General features: G+C 42.6%; 22 protein-coding genes and 2 tRNA genes. 13 read left to right on the top strand and 11 right to left on the bottom strand.

What is annotated here, in order from left to right:
• The first annotated feature begins 141 nt into the window (after window positions 1–141).
• Window positions 142–1320: a metallophosphoesterase gene (locus tag QZY09_RS02225; protein WP_295667583.1), complete on the top strand. Its 1179-nt coding sequence runs from the start codon at window positions 142–144 to the stop codon at window positions 1318–1320.
• Between the two features lie 54 nt (window positions 1321–1374).
• On the opposite strand, the gene QZY09_RS02220 is transcribed toward QZY09_RS02225, so the two are convergent.
• A tRNA-Leu gene (locus QZY09_RS02220) sits at window positions 1375–1458 on the bottom strand.
• Between the two features lie 27 nt (window positions 1459–1485).
• Window positions 1486–2010: a Fe-S protein assembly co-chaperone HscB gene (gene hscB, locus QZY09_RS02215; RefSeq protein WP_295667581.1), complete on the bottom strand. Its 525-nt coding sequence runs from the start codon at window positions 2008–2010 to the stop codon at window positions 1486–1488.
• A 180-nt stretch (window positions 2011–2190) separates the two neighbouring features.
• Between hscB and kdsA the strand changes: the two genes are divergently transcribed.
• The 6 genes from kdsA to QZY09_RS02185 all read left to right on the top strand — a co-directional run bounded on the left by kdsA (window position 2191) and on the right by QZY09_RS02185 (window position 5882).
• Window positions 2191–2964 (top strand): 3-deoxy-8-phosphooctulonate synthase, encoded by a 774-nt coding sequence (kdsA, locus tag QZY09_RS02210; protein WP_295667579.1) that lies wholly within the window; start codon window positions 2191–2193, stop codon window positions 2962–2964.
• 128 nt (window positions 2965–3092) lie between these two features.
• Window positions 3093–4028 carry a KpsF/GutQ family sugar-phosphate isomerase gene (locus QZY09_RS02205; protein ID WP_295667577.1) on the top strand — a complete coding sequence of 312 codons (936 nt, stop codon included), beginning with the start codon at window positions 3093–3095 and terminating at the stop codon, window positions 4026–4028.
• Window positions 4029–4228: 200 nt separating this feature from the next.
• A complete protein-coding gene (locus QZY09_RS02200; protein WP_295667575.1) occupies window positions 4229–4996 on the top strand; it encodes an ABC transporter substrate-binding protein in 768 nt (255 codons plus the stop codon).
• A 104-nt stretch (window positions 4997–5100) separates the two neighbouring features.
• Window positions 5101–5182: transfer RNA gene (locus QZY09_RS02195), tRNA-Leu, on the top strand.
• 99 nt (window positions 5183–5281) lie between these two features.
• A complete protein-coding gene (locus QZY09_RS02190) occupies window positions 5282–5749 on the top strand; it encodes a PIN domain-containing protein (protein WP_295667573.1) in 468 nt (155 codons plus the stop codon).
• Window positions 5733–5882 carry a hypothetical protein gene (locus tag QZY09_RS02185; RefSeq protein WP_295667571.1) on the top strand — a complete coding sequence of 50 codons (150 nt, stop codon included), beginning with the start codon at window positions 5733–5735 and terminating at the stop codon, window positions 5880–5882. Before QZY09_RS02190 ends, QZY09_RS02185 begins: the two co-directional genes overlap by 17 nt.
• Window positions 5883–5990: 108 nt before the next feature.
• On the opposite strand, the gene QZY09_RS02180 is transcribed toward QZY09_RS02185, so the two are convergent.
• Window positions 5991–6758: an NADAR family protein gene (locus QZY09_RS02180; protein ID WP_295667569.1), complete on the bottom strand. Its 768-nt coding sequence runs from the start codon at window positions 6756–6758 to the stop codon at window positions 5991–5993.
• Window positions 6759–6933: 175 nt separating this feature from the next.
• Here QZY09_RS02180 and QZY09_RS02175 point away from each other — a divergent pair, with 175 nt between their 5' ends.
• The gene (locus QZY09_RS02175) at window positions 6934–7065 is read left to right on the top strand and encodes a hypothetical protein (RefSeq protein ID WP_295667567.1); all 132 of its coding nucleotides are present in this window, start codon (window positions 6934–6936) and stop codon (window positions 7063–7065) included.
• Between the two features lie 50 nt (window positions 7066–7115).
• Here the strand turns inward: QZY09_RS02175 and QZY09_RS02170 are convergent, their stop codons facing one another.
• Window positions 7116–7901 carry a toll/interleukin-1 receptor domain-containing protein gene (locus QZY09_RS02170; protein ID WP_295667565.1) on the bottom strand — a complete coding sequence of 262 codons (786 nt, stop codon included), beginning with the start codon at window positions 7899–7901 and terminating at the stop codon, window positions 7116–7118.
• A gap of 279 nt (window positions 7902–8180) precedes the next feature.
• The gene (dnaB, locus tag QZY09_RS02165; RefSeq protein WP_295667563.1) at window positions 8181–9743 is read right to left on the bottom strand and encodes a replicative DNA helicase; all 1563 of its coding nucleotides are present in this window, start codon (window positions 9741–9743) and stop codon (window positions 8181–8183) included.
• A 318-nt stretch (window positions 9744–10061) separates the two neighbouring features.
• Here dnaB and rlmB point away from each other — a divergent pair, with 318 nt between their 5' ends.
• The gene (gene rlmB, locus QZY09_RS02160; RefSeq protein WP_295667621.1) at window positions 10062–10856 is read left to right on the top strand and encodes a 23S rRNA (guanosine(2251)-2'-O)-methyltransferase RlmB; all 795 of its coding nucleotides are present in this window, start codon (window positions 10062–10064) and stop codon (window positions 10854–10856) included.
• Window positions 10857–10924: 68 nt separating this feature from the next.
• Here the strand turns inward: rlmB and QZY09_RS02155 are convergent, their stop codons facing one another.
• The 6 genes from QZY09_RS02155 to QZY09_RS02130 all read right to left on the bottom strand — a co-directional run bounded on the left by QZY09_RS02155 (window position 10925) and on the right by QZY09_RS02130 (window position 17027).
• Window positions 10925–11659, bottom strand: a complete 735-nt coding sequence (locus QZY09_RS02155) for a phosphoadenylyl-sulfate reductase (protein ID WP_295667561.1) — start codon at window positions 11657–11659, stop codon at window positions 10925–10927.
• A gap of 50 nt (window positions 11660–11709) precedes the next feature.
• Entirely contained in the window at window positions 11710–12369 is a 660-nt protein-coding gene (locus QZY09_RS02150) for a bifunctional precorrin-2 dehydrogenase/sirohydrochlorin ferrochelatase (RefSeq protein ID WP_295667559.1), read from the bottom strand.
• The gene (gene cobA / locus QZY09_RS02145; RefSeq protein WP_295667558.1) at window positions 12347–13135 is read right to left on the bottom strand and encodes a uroporphyrinogen-III C-methyltransferase; all 789 of its coding nucleotides are present in this window, start codon (window positions 13133–13135) and stop codon (window positions 12347–12349) included. Before cobA ends, QZY09_RS02150 begins: the two co-directional genes overlap by 23 nt.
• Window positions 13132–15225, bottom strand: a complete 2094-nt coding sequence (locus QZY09_RS02140; protein WP_295667555.1) for a nitrite reductase — start codon at window positions 15223–15225, stop codon at window positions 13132–13134. Before QZY09_RS02140 ends, cobA begins: the two co-directional genes overlap by 4 nt.
• Window positions 15226–15611: 386 nt before the next feature.
• The gene (locus QZY09_RS02135; RefSeq protein ID WP_096352643.1) at window positions 15612–16049 is read right to left on the bottom strand and encodes an Rrf2 family transcriptional regulator; all 438 of its coding nucleotides are present in this window, start codon (window positions 16047–16049) and stop codon (window positions 15612–15614) included.
• Window positions 16050–16169: 120 nt separating this feature from the next.
• Complete coding sequence (locus QZY09_RS02130; RefSeq protein ID WP_295667552.1) at window positions 16170–17027, bottom strand: MOSC N-terminal beta barrel domain-containing protein; 858 nt, start codon at window positions 17025–17027, stop codon at window positions 16170–16172.
• A gap of 98 nt (window positions 17028–17125) precedes the next feature.
• Here QZY09_RS02130 and QZY09_RS02125 point away from each other — a divergent pair, with 98 nt between their 5' ends.
• The 4 genes from QZY09_RS02125 to QZY09_RS02110 all read left to right on the top strand — a co-directional run bounded on the left by QZY09_RS02125 (window position 17126) and on the right by QZY09_RS02110 (window position 21141).
• Window positions 17126–17650, top strand: a complete 525-nt coding sequence (locus QZY09_RS02125; protein WP_295667550.1) for a hypothetical protein — start codon at window positions 17126–17128, stop codon at window positions 17648–17650.
• A 540-nt stretch (window positions 17651–18190) separates the two neighbouring features.
• Window positions 18191–19912, top strand: coding sequence for a GMC family oxidoreductase (locus tag QZY09_RS02120; protein ID WP_295667549.1), 1722 nt, complete (start codon window positions 18191–18193; stop codon window positions 19910–19912).
• Between the two features lie 137 nt (window positions 19913–20049).
• Window positions 20050–20370: a YbjQ family protein gene (locus QZY09_RS02115; RefSeq protein WP_295667547.1), complete on the top strand. Its 321-nt coding sequence runs from the start codon at window positions 20050–20052 to the stop codon at window positions 20368–20370.
• Window positions 20371–20667: 297 nt separating this feature from the next.
• Entirely contained in the window at window positions 20668–21141 is a 474-nt protein-coding gene (locus QZY09_RS02110) for a DNA starvation/stationary phase protection protein (protein ID WP_295667544.1), read from the top strand.
• The last annotated feature ends 61 nt before the right edge of the window (window positions 21142–21202 follow it).

Raw genomic sequence — 21202 nt, 5'->3', positions numbered from 1 at the left:
AATACTCAAGCCTCCGAAAATTCGGAGGCTTTTTGCTACCAGGACTAAGGCCGGTTATTAGTTTAAAATGTTTTCGGCATTCAATCGTCTCTCTAAAAAAGCCATACCAAACAATTAGCGGCTTAACGTACTTTTGTAAAAATGAAACAACGCCTTCCTTTTGTATTACTGGCATGGATACTTGCCGATATTTATTTTTTTCACGCTATTGCGACCTTAACGAGTAATGAATTTGTTTTATGGGGATACTGGCTGTTTGACCTGGCGATCGCCGTCGGTTTCGCTATGGTAATCGGGCAGCGCAGGGCTAACCGGCCGCCGGGAAATTCAATTGCCTGGCTAATGGCTTTAACATTACTGGTTTTTGTTCCTAAAATTTTCGCCTCGCCTTTATTATTGCTGGAGGATATTATCAGGGCATTCCGGCACTTTCCACCCCATAGTATGTGGGTAAGTGAACTGGCCGTTTGTATTGCCGCATTCGTGTTTATGAGTTTGCTGTATGGCATGACCGGCGGACGGCACCGCTATAAAGTTCACCGGATCACACTAAAATTCCATGATCTTCCTAAAGCGTTCGATGGCTTTACAATAACACAGTTGTCCGACATCCATGCAGGCAGCTTTACGAGCAAAAAGGGTGTTGAAAAAGGCATATCCCTTGTTAACGAGCAAAACAGCGACCTGATATTATTTACCGGCGACCTGGTAAATAATATGGCCAGCGAAATGGACCGATGGATAGATACCTTCGCCAAACTGAAAGCGCCTTTTGGTAAATACTCCGTTTTAGGCAACCACGATTACGGCGACTATACCCGTTGGGAAAGCGAGGCTGCACAAGCTGCCAACCTGGTTCGCCTGAAAAAAGTGCATAAAGAAATTGGCTTCAGGCTTTTACTGAACGAAGCCGTTCAGATTAAAAAGGACGGAGAAGCCATCGCATTGATCGGCGTAGAGAACTGGGGAAAAGGCGGCTTTCATAAATATGGCAGCCTCACAAAAGCAGCCGAAAATGTTACTGATGATGAATTTAAGATCCTGATGTCGCACGATCCTTCGCATTGGGAAGCAAAGACCCTTGAACATGACAAACACATCAACCTGGCGCTGGCGGGGCATACGCACGGCATGCAGTTCGGTATCGAGCTGTTTGGTTTTCAATGGAGCCCGGTGAAATACGTTTACCCGCAATGGGCTGGCCTTTATGAAAAAAATGGCAAATACCTGTATGTAAACCGTGGCTTTGGCTTTTTAGGATTTAAAGGCAGGCTGGGTATCTGGCCGGAGATTACAGTGATCACCTTGAAGAAAGGGTAAAAAGAAATTCCTAATAAATAACAAAGCCCCCTGACGTATCAGGGGGCTTTTCGGTACCCAGAGCCGGGGTCGAACCGGCACGGCCTTGCGACCACAGGTGTTTGAGACCAGCGCGTCTACCGATTCCGCCATCTGGGCCTCTTCTCGAACGTTGGATTAATTCGCTCAGAATCGGGATGCAAATGTATTTAAACTCTCTTTAATCCGCAACAGATATTTTTGTCTATAATAACAATCTGCAATTTTATTTAATCTTTCTTCTTTCGCAGTGTGATTCAACTGCTCGTAACCCAGCATTGCCTGCTGCAGGTCCTGTTCAATATCGTCCTCAATAGCAAGCACTTCCGCTGCAATGTGGCCTAACTCGGCGGCATTGTCAACTTCCATCAGGCGCTCATTAATATCCATCATTTCCATTAAAAAATCTGCCGGTAATTGTGGTTTTGCACCGTCCTGCAGCAATTCATGGCACTTTAAAATGTATTCAAGCCGCTTAAAAGGGTCAGAAAGTGTCTGCCAGGCTTTATTATTGAGGGTAGATAATTCCAGTATTTCCTGCTGTTTTTCATCATCCTCATTGGCGTAAAAATCGGGGTGATACTGTTTACTGAGCTCGTAAAATTTCTTCTTCAGCATACCAGCATCAGGAGTAAATGATTCCTTTAGGCCGTAAAATTCAAAATAATTCATAAGTGACACGAATTACACGAATTTTTTCGAATTCCCACTAATGATATTGGGTTTTCTGTTCTTAAATACCCTTAATCTTACTTATTCGTGAAGATTCGCTTCATTCGTGTAATTCATGTCTTTTATTTTATTAGTGTAATTCGTGTCACTTAAATTATCTTTGACCATTAATTCAATACTATGCTATTTGAACAGATGCGGCAGAAGCCGTTTTTTATATTGGGTCCATGCGTAATGGAAAACCAGGAACTGCTATATACCGTTGCCGAAAAAGTGGCCGAACTGGGGCATAAGTTTAGTGTGCCGGTGATCTTTAAAGCCTCTTTTGACAAGGCGAACCGTACTTCTATCCATTCTTACCGCGGCCCCGGCCTTGAAAAAGGCATGGAAATGCTGCTTAAGGTTAAAGAACGTTTCGGACTGCCTTTGACCACTGATATACACGAAAGCTACCAGGCTGCCCTTGTTGGCGAGGTGGTAGATATATTGCAGATCCCTGCGTTTTTGTGCCGGCAAACCGATCTGCTGGTTGCTGCGGCAAAAACAGGTAAAATTGTGAACATTAAAAAAGCACAGTTCCTGTCGGGCCAGGATATGTTTTACCCTGCGCAAAAGGTACTTGAAGCTGGTAATGAACAGGTGATCTTAACAGAACGCGGCAATATGTACGGCTATAATAACCTTGCGGTTGATTTCAGGAATATTTATGATATGAAAGCGTTTGGGCACCCCATTTGCATGGATTGCACGCATTCGGTACAACGGCCGGGCGGAGCAGGGGGCAAAACCGGCGGCGACCGTACTTTTGTGCCGATGATGGCCCTGGCCGCAAAAGCTTTTGGCGCTGGCGGTTACTTTATGGAAACACACCCGGATCCTGACCATGCTTTAAGTGACGGCCCGAATATGGTGCGGTTGCATGAGCTGGAAAAAGTGATCGAACCGTTGGTCTGAATCAGAATTTTCGGAATTTTTGAATTTTCAGAATTCATCAAATCTGACTATTATGTTTTATTATTGAAGCACTGCCTCACAAATATTCTGTTAATTATTAAATTCTGAAAATTCTGATTCAGACAATTATGAAAGAAATTGCTAAAAGGGTTTTTGATATTGAAATTGATTCACTGCGGTTGGTAGCTGATGCGATCGACGAACAGTTTACCAAAGTTGTCGACGCAATCTTAAATACCGACGGTAAGGTGATCGTCATTGGTATAGGTAAATCTGGCCTCATCAGTAAAAAGATAGCGGCCACTTTTGCAAGTACTGGCACACCCAGCTTTTTCCTTCATCCCGGCGAAGCTTTTCATGGCGACCTGGGGATGGTTGGCCCACATGATATGGTCATTCTGATCTCTTACTCGGGTGAAACAGATGAGGTGCTTAAACTGATCCCCTTTTTACAGTGGAATAAAAATGTGATCATCGGTATCACCGGCAACCCAAATTCAACCGTGGCCAAAAACAGCCATTACCATTTGAATATTGCTATTCAGCAGGAAGCCTGCCCGCTGGCCCTGGCGCCCACATCATCTACCACTGCAGCACTTGTTATGGGCGATGCGCTGGCGGTGGCATTAATGGAATCACGTGGATTTCAGCATGAAGATTTTGCCCGCTTTCATCCCGGTGGCAGCCTGGGCCGTAAACTGTTGGTGAAGGTAAAAGACCTGATGCGCACGGATCACCTGCCTTTCATTAGTGAAGTGGCTACGTTTACAGAACTTTTGCTCCGCATGTCGGAAGGCAGGCTGGGGATGGTAATTGTTGGCAATGCGGGCCATGTAAGTGGCATTGTTACAGACGGCGACTTGCGCCGTGCGCTGATCCGGCACCCGGATACTAGTTGCCTTACGATAGGCGAAATTATGACCAAAACTCCTGTATTTGTTGACGAAAATGAGTTTATTCATAACGCCGAGCAGTTAATGATTAACAAGAAGATTACGGCAGTACTTGTGGGATCGGAATCTGCGAGGAGTGTAAGCGGTATTTACCAAATTTATAACCAGTAAGATTGTGTAAAATATCTTATCATTTCGACCATAGGGAGAAACCTTATGTGCTCTGCATCCAAACTGTGCAGGCAGGAATGACAAGTGTATAGATTTCTCCTCGTTCCCTGCCTACCGGCAGACAGGCTCGTCGAAATGACACGGTGTTAAAATCTTAAAAAAATAAAGAAGGGAGTAAGGTGCCTATTTTCATCGATCAATTGAACCGACAAGCTGATTTCCCATCCGCTCCCAAACGGATCATCTCCATCGTACCCTCACAAACTGAATTGTTGTTTTATTTGGGATTGGATGAAGAAATTGTGGGCATCACGAAGTTTTGTATCTACCCGGCTGATAAGGTAAAAAGCATTGAAAAAGTCGGAGGCACCAAGCAGCTCAATATCGAAAAGATAAAATCGCTGAAGCCCGACCTCATCATCGCGAATAAAGAAGAAAACGAACGCAGCCAGATTGAAGAACTCATCAACTTTTGCCCGGTTTGGATCAGCGATATTTATAACCTTGCTGACGCGCTTGATATGATTGAAAGGGTAGGAGCGCTCACCGGAAAGGGAACAGAAGCTAAAATGCTTTCAAATCAAATCACCCAACAGTTCAACCGTATAACAATTCAACAATCAAATCTTAAAACCGCCTATTTTATCTGGCGAAAACCTTATATGGTTGCCGGAAAAAACACTTTTATTGATGATATGCTGCGCAGATGCGGCCTCATCAATGTTTTTGAACAGCACCGGTACCCTGAAATTAACAGGGAAAGGCTAATTGAGGCAAATCCCGATGTGATCCTGCTATCCTCCGAACCTTACCCATTTAATGAAAAACACATGGCGGAACTAAAAGCGATAGTCCCAAAAGCCATCATCAGGCTGGTTGATGGCGAAATGTTCTCATGGTACGGGAGCAGGTTGTTACATGCAGGGGCTTATTTTGAGGAATTGTTAGCCGGGATCGTACGTATATAATGTTCATTATCAATCGGTGAAATCAATTTTAAAAAATATCGGTGAAATCATAGAAACAAAATCATAAAAAAAACTATCTTTGCAGCCTCTTAAAAATCAAAAACGCGGAAGTGGCGTAATTGGTAGCCGCACCAGACTTAGGATCTGGCGCCGCGAGGCGTGGGGGTTCGAGTCCCTTCTTCCGCACAATTTTTTAAACCTGGTCAAATTGGCCGGGTTTTTTTGTTAATTTCAGTTCAGCAAAGTTTATCAGCAATATTAAATATCGGGCAAAATTCATTAATCATGATACAACGCTTTTATTTTGACACCTCTGTTTTTGGTGGAATGTTTGACACTGAATTTGAAGAAGAATCCACGTTGCTCTTCGAGATGGTTAAACTTGGACAAATAATTTGTGTGTATTCAGATTTAACTGAAAGTGAATTAGCGAGCGCGCCGATTAGAGTGCAGGAGTTTTTTATAAACTTAAATAAAAATCATAAACAGCTCATTATGGTTACTCCGGAAGCGTTAAGGTTAGCACAGAAATATATTGACGATAAAGTTGTTGGCCCAACGAGCTTGGATGATTGCATCCATATCGCGGTGGCCACGTTAAGTAAAGTTGATTTGTTGGTTAGCTGGAATTTTAAACATATTGTAAATGTATATCGGATAAGAGGATACAATTCCGTAAATTTACGTTTGGGATATTCGACTCTTGAAATACGATCACCAAAAGACATTGTAGGAAATGAAAACGAAAGATAAAATAACAAAAGACTTTGATACCGTTAAAACATTCAGAGAAATAAAAACAAAAATATCAAGCGATATACAAGGAATGACTTTTGAACAATTAAAGGAATATTTGAACAGGACTAAATTAAAACCTCAAAACTAGATTTCTTTCAGTAGCTGGTCCCGCGAGGCGTGGGGGCGAGTCCCTTCTTCCGCACAACGATTTAAACCCGGTCAGTTTGGCTGGGTTTTTTGTTTAAAATACATGAACTTATATACCGTAAAAATTGCGCCAATTATAAGGTGTTGGATTAGTTAGGCGAAAGATATTCTTATCACTATCGCTAAGGGAACTGTAAAAAACCGAAAATTTAGATATGATATCTTCGCCATTTCCCATGCGCCAAAATAGATCATGAGGGTCAATTTGAGGATATATTTTCCATGGCAGGCTCACCTGGCTTTGATGATAATTAAAGTTACCAAACTCAATAAAGAAATCTCTCACCTCCATTAATGCGAAACCCAACAAATTTTGGCCATTCCAAAAATATGGGTTCTCAATTTGTTCAGCATCTTTCGATAGTCCGATGCCCCATATTTTGTCAACGGGACTTGCTTCAACTAAAATCCTGCCGTTCGTATTTATCAAAAAATTCGCAAATTGAGGATGTTGATTAAACTTATGGATGTTTCCATTTACAACGATCTCAAGCCTGTTTTCAAGCCAGATTTGCTCGTCAAACCCTAACACTTGTCTTCCTAATTCTTTTGCCTCACCTGGACTCTTGGCATTGATGATCTTTTGATGAGTTTTAAGATCGTCAAAGAGAAGGGCTTTATTACCCATCATCCAATGTTCGGCCGTTTTATAACTTATATTATCCACTATAAATGGCAATTCAAACCATTGACTGAAGCAAAATTTTCCAACTAACTCTTTGGAAGATTTTGAGTGCCCCCAAAAAAACAAAAACTTAAGCGTCTCACCCTGATCAAATTTGTCGGTTAGCCATTTAAGGCTGTAGCTGTATGTCATTAGCGTTGGCTTGATGTTTTTCAAACCTAATTATTTTCCTGGTGACATTCAAAATATCTTGACAGTGTCTAATTGATGGCATTGCTTAAACATTATTCCCATATTGGGTTAACATCACGCAAAAAAACGTCCAAATCACCCAAAAACCTTATCTTAGCCCATAAACCTATTCAGCATGCTTGTTCGCCCGCTGCCACCGTCGTTTAATTTTGACAAGGGGATATTGCCGCCCGTTTACGGCGATCATTTCCTGTTTGTCGAAAATCTAAGCACGCCTTATAATGCGCTGAATGCCCCTCTGGTTTAGCTTTACTGACGCCTGGAAAAGAGAAATTCAATTGCTGTATGAATATATTCCTATTCATCCGTAATCGGGATATGCCTGATCTTATTTTCGCTAATCTCACGCATGATCCCGTTGAACCGGATCGGGTGCCCGTTTTTACTTTTTATCAGGAATTTTATAGGGAAACCGGGGGCTATGGGCCTCACCAGGTCGAAAAAGATGCCGTTGCTTTTATAATTTTCGCCTACCTCAACATCCTTCACAAACACCTGCTGAATCAATACATTATTAATACATTTTCCTTCAATTTCGTGCTCATCATGGTTCAATAACACAATATATTTCGAAATCGGCTCCACATAAGTTTCGGCCCTAACTTCCAGGAATAACTCATTGTTTACCGATTTCGACATGATTTTATACCCGCGCACATTCTCGTAGGTCTTTTCAACCAATTGCAACGTGTTTTTCTTATTGATCACATCGATCATTTGCCTTAAGGCATAATCCGCGCCCGTACCAAATAGGTCGATATATAAAGTCTGCAACAGGATAGGGGGCATAAAACAGTCGTCCAGCTTTACCGGGATGAGTTGGGCGTGATTACCGGTTGCTTTGTAAATTGCATTTTGCCATTCCAGTTTGACCAGATCGCTATCCAGGCTGTTTTTTGATACGAAAAAAAAGAAGTATTCGCATTTTGCTAATACCTGTACGTTTTTTCCGGTTAATCCTTCGCAAGGCTGCCCAGTCCAGCCATCATAAAATACTTTTTCGTTTCCATAAACCGCAGAAAGTTTAATGGCAATGGGTTCAATTACCGCTTTGTCGCGGGTATGAAGGCTTAAGAAGATCATGAGGTCTGATTTGTTTTAATGCCAACGTACTGATTGGCAGATTGTTTATTAAGAGGAAAAACAAATGAAAAAATATAGTATAAAGGATAATAGCTACGAGCAATCTCTTTTAAGTAAATTCTTATTCAGCTGAAGCAGTTTCCTCGGTAAAAATTTTTTATATCGAATAATGAATCTTGAATGCCGAACGCCAAACTTTACTTCATCATTCAACATTGGTTATTCAATATTCGATATTAAACCCTTTTCAAAAGCATCCCCCTTTAGCGCCAAGAACGCTTAAAACGGCTGCTCGTCGTCTATATCATCCATCCGCGAAGGGCGGATAATAAAGTTGTTCGGTTTCTCAAAATCCTGCGAAGGGGCGAGGCCGGAGAACGCATTTGTTGGCGTAAACGACCCGTCCATACCTGTATCAAGGTCAGTAAATTTAACGTATTTACCCACAAATTTCAGGCGTACGCGGCCAGTTTCGCCGTTACGGTGTTTGGCAATGATCACTTCACCTACACCAGCGGTAGGCATATTGTCCTCATCAACCTCCAGGCCATAATATTCAGGACGGTAAAGAAACAATACCATATCCGCATCCTGCTCGATAGAACCGGATTCACGCAAGTCTGATAGCATCGGCCTCTTGGAGCCACCGGGGCGGCTTTCAACCGCACGGCTTAACTGCGAGAGGGCAATTACCGGAACATTTAACTCTTTCGCCACGGATTTTAACGCCCGTGAGATACTGCCAATTTCCTGCTCGCGGTTACCACCGCCTTTACCGTCGGCACCTTTGCCATGCATCAGCTGCAGGTAGTCAATTACGATTAGCTGGATATCATGCTGCGATTTTAAGCGGCGGCATTTTGCCCTGAATTCAAAAATATTCAGCGCGGGGGTGTCGTCAATGATTAGAGGTGCCTGTTCCAGCCTGCCGATCTTGGAGTGGATCTGCGCCCATTCCCATTCTTCCAGGTTACCTTTACGGATCTTTTCCTGTTCTATCATGGTTTCACCGGAAATTAAACGGTTAACCAACTGAACAGAGGACATTTCGAGAGAGAACACCACTACAGGTTTATTAAAATCAACCGCAGCGTTACGGGCGCAGCTTAAAACGAAGGCTGTTTTACCCATCGCCGGGCGGGCCGCGATAATTACCAGGTCGGATTTTTGCCAGCCGGAGGTCATGCGGTCAAGGTCGGTAAAGCCGGAGGCCACACCTGTTAAACCGTCTTTTTTATCTTTCAGCGCTTCTATTTCTTTTAATGCTTCGTGCATCAGGTCGTCCATCTTACGCGAATCGCGCCTCAGGTTATTCTGGGCGATCTCGAAGAGGTTTTTTTCGGCCTTATCCAACAAGTCAAGCACATCCGTAGTGTCTTCATAAGCGCTCTGGATCACCTCTGTCGAGATCCTGATCAGTTCACGCTGGATGAACTTCTGGATAATGATGCGCGAGTGAAACTCGATATTGGCAGCCGATGCCACGCGGTTGGTTAGTTCGGTAATATAATAGGCACCGCCGATCATCTCCAACTCGCCCTGTGAGCGTAATTGTGAGGTAACGGTAAGGATATCTACAGGGGATGATTTCTCGAACAACGTCCGGATAGCCTGGAAAATCTTCTGATGGTTATCTTTATAAAATACATCAGGTTTTAAAATATCAATTACGGAAGAAAGAGCATCTTTCTCGAGCATTAAAGCACCTAAAACGGCCTCTTCAAGGTCAATTGCCTGGGGAGGAAGTTTGCCCAAACCACTGTAAGGTGTGGGGTTAGTGATCCTGCTTTTACGGTCGGTGGCGTTAGGCTTATTATATTGGTTTTCGTTTTCAATAATCATCGCAACAAAAATATACAAAAAAAGAACGGTTCAATTTATTGTTTTTAAGCTTGATTTTAATGCGGTTTTTTCACGGTGGATAACCCCAAAGTTTGACTATCCGAAATCAACAAAAATTGTTGAGAAAAATACTTTATTAACATCAGATGTTGGTAAGATGTTAATATCCAAATTTAACAATTATAAACCAGCTATTTACCTATATGTGGATAAAGTTTGCAAATGTTAATTAATTGACGCAGACCGAATCTTTGCTCCGGTTCAATAAGTGCTAAACCAATTAATATGGCTACTTTTGGCTTTTTAAAAGATAGTAAAATGAATTACAATTCCAGGCCGGTTCGCGAAAATAATCAGCTAGTATTTGGGATCCGTGCGGTTATTGAAGCCATCCGGTCGGGGAAAGAAATTGAGGCCTTATACCTGCAAAGAGGGGCCGGGGGCGAATTGATCCATGAATTGAAGGAGCTATTGCACCAATACGGCATCACCGCTCAGCAGGTGCCCGTTGAGAAGCTTAACCGGCTTACGCAGAAAAACCACCAGGGCGCGGTGGCTTTTATTTCGCCGATAGTTTATGAGAAAATCGAAAACATCATTCCTCAAATATTTGAAAACGGCCAGGTGCCTTTGATCCTGGTTTTAGATTCCATTACAGATGTGCGCAATATGGGAGCCATCGCCCGCACGGCCGAATGCGCGGGAGTACACGCTATCGTTATCCCATCCAAAGGCTCGGCACAGATCAACCCGGATGCCATTAAAACCTCCGCCGGTGCATTGTATAAGATCCCGGTTTGTCGGCATGATAACCTGGTACAAACAGTAAAATTTTTGCAGGAATCAGGCTTGCAATTGGTTTGCTGTACCGAAAAAACGAAAGAGGATATTTATACACCTGATTATACGGCACCCACTGCGATCATCATGGGATCAGAAGAAGACGGTGTAAGAAATGAGATCATTCGACTATCAGACCATTTGGCCAAAATACCCATGTATGGCGAAATTGAATCGCTGAATGTTTCGGTTGCGACGGGGATTATTGTTTATGAAGCGATAAGACAAAGGTTGATTGTGGAGTCCGAAAAGTCCGAAAAGTCGGTAAAGTAAGAAAGAAAAAAAGCAAGTGAGACTTACGAAGTTTCTTAAACTTCGTAAGTCTTTCATTCGGACAAATGCTATGCTCTAAACACTTCCTCATGCGCAACGGCCGACGTATCATGCAAGCCGCATTCTTTTTTTGACTGGTCTTCCCACCACCATCTTCCGGCACGGAAATCTTCGCCGGGTTGTACAGCGCGGGTACATGGGGCACAGCCGATGCTTGGGAAACCTCTATCGTGCAATGTGTTATAAGGGATATTATATAATCTTATATAGTCTTTTACTTCGTCAATTGACCAATGGTAAATAGGATGGAACTTTACCAGCTTGTTCTGGTCGTCCCATTCAATATCTTCCAATGAACCCCGTACAGGTGATTGCTCGGCGCGGATCCCGGTGATCCAGATATCATTACCTGAAAGCGCGCGCTTTAACGGCTCCACCTTCCTGATATTGCAGCATTCCTTGCGGTTTTCTACGGATTCATAGAAGCTATTCGGGCCTTTTTTGGTAACCATTTGTTCGAGCAGATCCTGCCTGGGGTAGTAGGCGTGTATGGGATGTCCAAAAATTTCCATGGTACGGTTCCAAACATAATATGTTTCAGGGAACAGCCTGCCGGTTTCGAGGGTAAAAACTTTTATAGGCAGGTTATTGTCAAATATCATATGGGTAACAACCTGGTCTTCCCAACCAAAGCTGGTGGAAAATATGATTTTACCCTGGAATGCATCCGCAAGGTAAGCCAAAGTTTCAACTGGCCCTAACCCTTCAGTTTGTTGTTTCAGTTCTTCTGCTATATCAATCATCTTTAAAAACTAATATCTTATTAAAAAGGTGTGATCATTCTTTTAACGGATCAATCACTGTTATTATCATCTTTTGTTACCCGATCACTTACCAATACCGATGTGATCTCGTTAAGTGTTTTTACTTTTCCCGCAAAATCACCACCCAGCGTATCTCTTAACCTGCTCATTTGCTGCAACGTGGTGTCCAGTTCATCCGGCAAAGCTTCCTTTAATACCTCTTTCAGCCTTTTGGCTATGGTAGGTGATTTGCCGTTGGTAGATATGGCAATCTTCAGATCGCCTTTTTGAACTATCGACCCTAAATAAAAATCGCACAAGTCGGGTTTATCTGCAATATTTACCAACAACCTGCGGCTGCGCGCCGATTGCCTGATAAAATCATTCAATTCAGGATTATTGGTGGCTGCTACCACGATGTCTGCCTCATCAAGGTCGGTATCCGTAAATGACTTTTGTACAATACTCACAGCTTCAAATTCAACTGCCAATGCGTATACTTCAGGAATAATCGTTAAAGCTATCACCGTAACTTTTGCTTCCGGGCTGTTTTGCAGTATAGCGGCCAGCTTTTCGAGGCCGATATTACCTGCACCAATAAGCACCGTATGCAATTGGTTAAGCTTTAAAAAAACAGGGAATAACTGGTTGCCTTGCGGCTGGCCTGTTTTGCCTGTTTTTGATTGATTATTCTTCGGCAATGATGTCATAAAATTCCTTAATGGGTTGAAATTTCGGATGTAATGAAACCACTTCGCCAAAAACGATAAGCGCCGGCGAGGTGATCTTATTTTCTTCCACAATTTCAACAATCGTATCCACAATACCCACTGCTACTTTTTCATTATTGGTAGTACCGCTTTGAATAACGGCCACCGGCAATTTATTTTTACCTTCTTTTTTAAATATTTCGGTAATTTCAGCCAGTTTATGGACACCCATCAGTACAACGATGGTAGCCTTTGTACGGGCAGCTTCATAAACATCATTGGAAATTTTGCCGCTGGACGTAGTGCCAGTTATCACCCAAAAACTTTCGCTCAACCCGCGGTGCGTTACCGGGATATTTTGCATTCCCGGCACACCAATAGAACTGGAGATCCCCGGAATTACTACTGTCGGAATGCTGTAGGAAGCGGCAAAGTCCAATTCTTCAAATCCACGGCCAAAAACAAAGGGGTCGCCGCCTTTTAAACGAACTACGTGGCCGTAATTAAGGGCGTAATCGACCATCAGTTTATTGATCGAATCCTGCGAATGGGTATGGTCGCCGGAACGTTTGCCCACATAAACTTTCACTGCGCTTTCAGTGGCAAATTCCAGCAGTTCTTCGTTAACCAGTGCATCATATAAAACAACATCAGCCGTTTTTAATGCTTTTACCCCTTTTAAGGTAATCAGGTCCGGGTCGCCCGGGCCGGCACCTAAAAGGGTTATACGTGGTTCTTTAATATTTTTTTCAGTCGTTACGATCATGATTGCACCAATTCCTCTCTCTTTGCTTTAACGGTTTCTAAAAATTCAGCTGCTTCTTTAATATATGCTGCAGCGAAATTTTCAGATGGATCGTTTTTATTGATCTGTAATACCAGGTCGTTAAAGCTGGTTGGTAAAATTATTTCACCAGTGCTTACGTAGTGATTATCAAATTCGCGGATGATACCAGATTGGGTACTGCTGTTGATGCTTTTATCCAGCAACAAAGCTTTTGCCGAACTGATGAAGGTATTATAAGAATGATAAATAGCATCTGACCATCTTCCGCCTGCAAAGGCTTCATTTGCCCAGCCAAATTTTTCGTCCGATTCGTAAAGCAAAGTCGCAACCAGGTCAATTACCACGCCGGCACATTCGCCAACGCCTATCGCGGTAGCAAATGTTTCCTGGTGGCCCCAGTCAATAAATTCGTCATCCGTAAGGGTGGTCAAATCAGCAAGGGGTTTTAATAACTGATAAAAGTAATCTTTACCCAGGCGATCATAGTAATTATGGAAGGTTTCTTCCGCTAATGAATTGTTTTTATAGTCGTTCAAAACAGCCCTTAATACATGTGTTGCACGTTTTGCCGGAACTTTTATTACTTTTTCAGCAGCGCGGCCAACGCCATCGCCAACTGTTCCTCCGCCAAGCAATACCTGCACCGATGGTAATACCCTTGTACCCGACTTTAAGGAGCTACCGTGGAAGCCGATATGCGCCAAACCATGCTGCCCGCATGAGTTCATGCACCCGCTGATCTTTATTTTAATTTCGCGGTTATATATAAATTCTTCGTATTCATTATAGATCAAATCTTCCAGCACACGGGAAAGTGTCATGCTGTTGGAAATCCCCAGGTTACAGGTATCTGTACCAGGGCAGGTGGTTACATCCGCAGGGCTGTCAAAACCAGGAGCTGACAGATCCAATTCAGTTAAACCATTATATAAAGCAGGCAAGGCTTCCTTCTTAACGTATTTAAGCAACAAACCTTGTGTTTGTGTGATCCTGATCTCATCAGCAACATAAGGTTTTATTGCGTCAACCAGTTTGCGGGCTGTTGCTGTTGGGATATCGCCGACAGGTACTTTTACATAAACACCGTAAAAACCGGTTTGCTTCTGCTCAAAAACATTGGTGATAAGCCACTGCTCATAACGTAAGGGGTTGTTTATAATAACTTCAGGATATGGTATTTCAGCCGGAAGGGCAGGGGCAGGCACCGTATCCCTGTTGATTGGATATGTTTTTACCTTAAGCGCTTTCCTTTCATTTTCAGCCAACTGCAAAACTTCCGCTAAACCAATTTTTTGAACCAGGTATTTCAATCGGGCTTTGTTACGGTTGTTCCGTTCACCATGGCGGTCAAATACACGAATAATAGCCTCAATGTAAGGGATCAGCTGTTCTTCAGGCAAAAATTCTTCAACAATACTGGCCATAAACGGCTGAGCGCCCAGACCACCAGCCAAACCTACTTTAAAACCTCGTTCGCCTTTGTCGTTGATCTTTGGGATAACACCGATATCATGGATATAAGAAAACGCGGTATCATCCTCAGCTGAGGAAAAGGAGATTTTGAACTTCCTGCCCATTTCCTGGCAAATCGGGTTCCGCAAAAAATATTCAAATGTTGCCTGTGCATAAGGCGATACATCAAATGGTTCTTTTGGATCGATGCCCGAAGTGGGCGATGAGGTAACATTTCTTACGGTATTGCCGCAGGCTTCACGTAATGTAATATCATCCTGTTCCAATTCAGCCCATAATTGCGGGGTCCGGTCAAGGCTTACATAATGGATCTGGATATCCTGGCGGGTAGTTAAGTGCAGGTTGCCGCTTCCATATTCGTCGGCAATATCTGCAATTTTTATTAATTGCTTAAAGGTTACCTTACCAAATGGAAGTTTGATACGCACCATTTGTACACCTGGCTGGCGTTGTCCGTAAACCCCCCTGGCCAGGCGCAGACTCCTGAATTTTTCATCATGGATCTTTCCTTCGCGGAAAGCCCTGATCTTTTTTTCAAGGTCGATAATGTCCTGTTCAACTATCGGGTTCTCCAGTTCTGTTCTGAAGCTTTGCATAAGCGTTGTTTAGTTTTGTGTTATAAAAAAGCCCCTTCGGCTGTGGCTAAAGAGGCTTACATTTCTTTTTATTGTTTAATATAAAGCCCTTACCTGATGCTATTGTGGCAGCAACACATCATGGCAGATTTGATATAATTCCCTGTTCTTTTCATATACTTAATCGCAAATATCTACATAGTATACGGAATTGGTAGTAATTTATTAAAAAAAACTGTTTTTTACCTTTTAATTACACTTAAAAGCACATTTTAACGACTGCTAAATCTGTTTATAGTTTCTGGTAAAACACCAAAGTAAACAAATGCAGGGCTATTTTACCGGGTGTCGATAGGAGATATGATCGGTAATAAAGTATTGCCCGGTCATAGAACCGGGGCCCAGGTTTACAAATTAAGTGTCAGGCTTTCTTCTTTTTCAATAATATCAGCAATACTGGTTTCTGATAATATTTTTAAAGTTTCATCTCTCACTTTTATAAACACATCGCGAATGCCACAGGTAGTTTCCTGCTGGCACTCTTCACATTTATGGAAAAAGTTCAGGCTGGCGCAAGGCACCATTGCTATCGGCCCGCCGGTAATACGCAATATATGAACCAGGAATATTTCTTTAGGGTCTTTATTCAAACTGTATCCGCCGCCGGCCCCTTTTTTACTGTACAGGTACCCAGCATTGCGGAGATCCAATAAGATCTGTTCGAGAAATTTTTTCGGTATGCGTTCCTCTTCAGCAATTTTTTGAATTTGCATCGGTGGTTTATCAGCATTCTTCCCCAATATCACCAGGGCCTTAATCGCATACTTTGTTTTTTTTGAGAGCATATTTTGATTGGTATTGAGTTCATTAAGTTAGATTGAATTGATTAAGTTAGCTCAAACGCGCTTTTAATTCAATCAACCACTCACTTAATCAACTTAAAGAACAATTATACCAAATATTTATCAAATCTTTTCCGCAGGAATATTTACTATAAATCTTTCATCGTTGTTATAACTTAATACCTTCAGCTTATCACCAACTTTTATAGCGCCTTCACCATAATGTATAAGGTTTTGACCGAACAAAACTTTATTGTTTTTTTGCCGATAGGATGCCAGTGTTTTCAGTGGTTCCTTTCCGCGCGTACCGTCCTGTTGATTGATAGTGGGTATCGGGCAACGGGCACACAGTTTTACCCCTTTGAAACTTATACTTCCTATGGTGAAATTTCCAAGCAGGTCCTCTTCATAAGGCTCGCCCGTGGCAAAAACGATATTGGGCCTGAACCTGTCCATCGGCAATGGCACAGCAAGGCGGCTGTTAAGGTCATCTAAAGAAGCCTGGCCGATTAGGAGAAAAGGATAGCCATCCGAAAAAGACGTAATCACATCGCCGGGAGCATAGGTTTGATCGACCATCCGCCTGGCATCATCCGGCATGTAAACCAGTCTGCATTTAAAGCCAAGCATGCTGCTGAACCAAATATCTGCCTCATCACTTACAAATTCGGCGTAGCAGGTATCGTCCCAAACAACAACGTGCGTTCGGGCCTTACGGCCCTTCGAAGGAGAAGCAGTGAAAGGCAGTATTAAAAACTCTCCGTTTATTTTATTGGTAACCTTCAAACCGTTAGTTTCCAGGGACACAAGTAATTGGGTCATTTGCGGAGCCTCCCGCTGAGAAATGAAGAGGTTGTTTTCATCCACGAGCATCCAACGCCTGTCGTATTCAAAACCAGTTGGCGTAACAAGTACGCTGTTAACCTTAATACCAGGTAGTGATTTAATGGGGTAGATGTATAATTCGCTTATTTGCAGCATGCACAAATTTATAAAAGACAAAATTATTTTCCTTCCGAAAATAATTTTTATTTACGAACTTTACACATCCCCCGACTAATCAAATAAAAAATTAAACCATGCGAAGATCACTTATTCTGTTAGCCGGACTGTTGCTTTTTGTAATTGCCGCAAAAGCACAGGACCAGGAAAATTTAAAACAAACCCCTGTAAAACGAGGGTTAAAAAATGTTGTTTTCGACAATGCGCTTAAGGAAATTGTAGCATCAAGCCGGCATTATTTCAAGAGTTTGCAAAACGATAGCGGCATGCGCAGTATTATTGACACTGTTTACACTACGAGTTTTAAATTTAAGGAAAAAAACACAGCAACATTAACCTGTGCAAAACAGTATGTTACATTAGGCATACAATTTAATTTGAGCGGGGTTGGTTTTAATAATTTTTTAAAAAATCTGAACGCCTCGCTGCCCGCGAATTATGTATATACCGAGGAGTACGATGCATTGTCTAAGCAGGATTACTATTCCTTTTTTCCTAAAGACGGGACAAAAACTGTCCCGGCAGGTTATCCCGGCAAGATAACCGTTTCAACAGATACAACCGATGTTGTTATGCTGGGTTTTATGCTTGATAGAAAATAGGAACGGGTGTGCTTTTGTTGATAAAGGGTCGTAAATTTCGTATTTTTTTATAAGAATATTTTTTCGGGATTGATATCAACCCAGTATGCGGACCATGCCCCCCCGCAAATGTATTTTCAGGATATTTCAGGTTGAAAAAATCGCTCTTTTTGTTGGTGTTTTGTATATTTGATTGATATAAAGTCACTTACCTAATATTTAGATTGAACTTTTCTGACGGGCTAAACACATTTAGGTTGGCAAAACAAAAGAATTCTGATAGGTGAAAAGTGTTTTGGCTGGCAGAATTGCTATTCGAGCAGCTTTGAATTTGGATACTGATGCCGGGCCAGGTACACCAAAGTAATGCGCCATTAATAGCGTTATGCGGCTATCGCTTGGTATGATCGTCTTTGGGATCTTTAGTCAATACAGTTTACCGATATTCTGGGGTCCCGGTGATACCAACCCGAATAAAACAACTTAACCAACCCAGTCCAACTTAATCAACTTAAAACAATTTTCCTATATTAGCTATCCAATTATTAAACTTTCTAAATTATGTCATCAGTCGATTTCAATTATAAAGTCAATGCCAATCATACCTACGATGCAATTGTCATCGGCTCGGGTATCAGTGGCGGATGGGCTGCTAAAGAACTTTGTGAAGGCGGTCTGAAAACCCTTGTATTGGAACGCGGGAAAAATGTAGTGCATTTAAAAGATTATCCAACCGCCACCAAAAACCCCTGGGAGTTTGAACACCATGGCTACAATACTTTAAAAATTGAAGAGGAAAATCCTGTAGTGAGCAAATGCTATGCTTTCGACGAAAGCACCCACCATTTCTTTGTAAAGGACAAACAACATCCTTACATCCAGGAAAAACCGTTCGACTGGATCCGCGGGTACCAGGTGGGTGGTAAATCGCTGCTTTGGGCAAGGCAAACCCAGCGCTGGAGCAAGTATGATTTTGAAGGACCGGCACGCGACAACTACGCAGTTGACTGGCCCATCCGTTATGACGACCTGGCGCCGTGGTACAGCCACGTTGAGACTTTTGCGGGTATATCCGGCAACCACGATGGCCTTGAAACACTGCCCGACGGTGAGTTTTTACCACCATGGGAAATGAATGCAGTTGAAAAAACCATCAAAGAACGCATCATGACCAATTATAAAGACCGTAATGTGATTATTGGCCGCTGCGCACATCTTACCCAACCAAAAGAGATCCATTTAGAGCAGGGCAGGGGCCAGTGTCAGGCTCGTAATTTATGCCAGCGCGGCTGTCCGTTCGGGGGGTATTTCAGTTCCAACTCCTCTACACTGCCAACCGCAAATAAAACGGGTAACCTAACCATCATACCCAATTCAGTTGTCCATTCAATTATTTATGACGATAAAAAAGGAAAAGCAACCGGCGTTAAAGTGATTGATGCAGAAACAAAACAAGTGACTGAGTATTATGCCCGGATCATTTTTGTTAATGCTGCGGCATTAAATACCAATTTGATCCTCCTCAATTCAAAATCGGCACGCTTTCCAAACGGGCTTGGTAATGATAACGGCCTGCTGGGCAAGTTTATCGCCTTTCAGAATTACAGGGGCTATATTAATGCCACCTTTGATGGCCCTGAAGATAAATACTATTACGGAAGAAGACCCACTGCGGTAATGATGCCTAATTTTCGCAATGTGCACCAACAGGAAACTGATTTTAAACGTGGTTATATGGTTTTTTATACCGCGACGCGCGCTGGCTGGGGACACGAGACCGACGGTCCACAAATAGGGGCTGCGTATAAGGATGCCGTATCAGAACCCGGAGGTTGGGATATATATATGATGATGCAGGGAGAGACCATCCCGAAGGAAACCAACCACGTTTTTTTAAGTAAAGACCAAAAGGATGACTGGGGCGTGCCACTTCTTACCGTGTCTGTTGATTACGACGAGAACGACGAAAAACTAAAAGACGACTTTTTAAAACAAGGCGTAGAGATGCTTGAAAAAGCTGGCTGTAAAAACATCAGCCCTGGCGATAATCACTGGAATCCCGGACTTGATATCCATGAAGTCGGCGGTGTAAGAATGGGCAAAGATCCAAAAACATCGTTATTGAACCAATGGAACCAGTTCCATAACTGCCCCAATGTGTTTGTAACCGATGGCGCATGCATGACTTCAACCGGCGTGCAGAATCCGTCGCTAACTTTTATGGCGTTAACCGCAAGAGCAGCCGCCCATGCGATTGACGAGTTTAAGAAGGGAAATTTATAGCGCCGGGAGTGAGGAGGAAAATTTAATTGCAATTATCCCTGTAACAATTAAGTACACATTAAAATCCTATATTTAAACGCAGAATTACCCATTTAATAATTCACTAAATCAATAACTCACTAATTCACTAATTAATCATGTTAGTAACAACAAGCACTCATTTGGAAGGATACAAGATCACCCAGCATTTGGGGATCATAAGAGGAATAACCGTTCGCTCAAGAGGCATCGGCGGCAGCTTTGTTGGCGGCCTTCAAACTGTTTTTGGCGGACGTAATAGCATTTATACCGAGCTTTGCGAAACAGCCCGCGAAGAAGCTTACGATCTAATGATGCAACATGCACAGCAGCATGGCGCCAACGCCGTAATCAATATGCGGTATGATGCAAATGAAGTGATTCAGGGCGTAACCGAAGTTTTGGCCTACGGTACCGCTGTGGTGGTGGAGAAGATTTAAGGAGAGTCCAAAAGTCCGGAAACCTGCCTGCCGACAGGCAGGGTCGGTAAAGTCCGAAAGACTTATTTAGGTAAATTCTCGTAATGTCCATTAATAAAACTTGCTGCGGCGTCTTTGCGCCACCGCTAAAGCTAAGGCGGCACGCGGCCGGACTTTCCGACTAAAAAACTAATCGCAGCGTCTTCCGGACTTCCGGACTTTCCGACTTTCTGACTAATTCATCATCTCAAAATCAAAATACGATTTCGATGGTTAGTATTATATACAAATTATGAATTTTGTATATAAACATATACCATGTCAACTCTTATAGGAATAACCGAAGAAAACAGGAAAGCTGTGGCTTTTGAACTGTCGAAATTACTTGCCGACGAATTTACCTTATACACCAAAACCCGAAACGCGCACTGGAATATAGAGGGAAAGGATTTCCATGCAATGCACTTGTTTTTTGAAAGCCAGTACGAACAACTGGACGACATTATGGACGGCGTTGCCGAACGCATCCGCACTATAGGCCATTTCGCACCGGCAACTTTAAAGAGCTTTTTGCAGCTGACCCACCTTACCGAAAAAACGCAGGATAAAAACGACAGCCTGTCTTTTATCAAAGAGTTGCTGGAAGATCATCAAAGCATTATTGAGTTTATAAGGGGTAATATTGAACCTTTTGCTTCAAAATATCACGACTCTGGCACCAGCGATTACATTACCGGACTTATGGAAGACCACGAAAAAATGGCCTGGATGCTGAGGGCGCACCTTAGTTAATAAAAGGTTGTAAAGGTTGTAAGGGTTGGAAAGGTAAAAATTCATAACTATTCATCACCCC

The organism is uncultured Mucilaginibacter sp. (genome assembly GCF_903913935.1).
Lineage (GTDB): Bacteria > Bacteroidota > Bacteroidia > Sphingobacteriales > Sphingobacteriaceae > Mucilaginibacter.
Note: the sequence above shows the minus strand (reverse complement) of the source record. Positions and strands in the feature narration are given on the sequence as shown.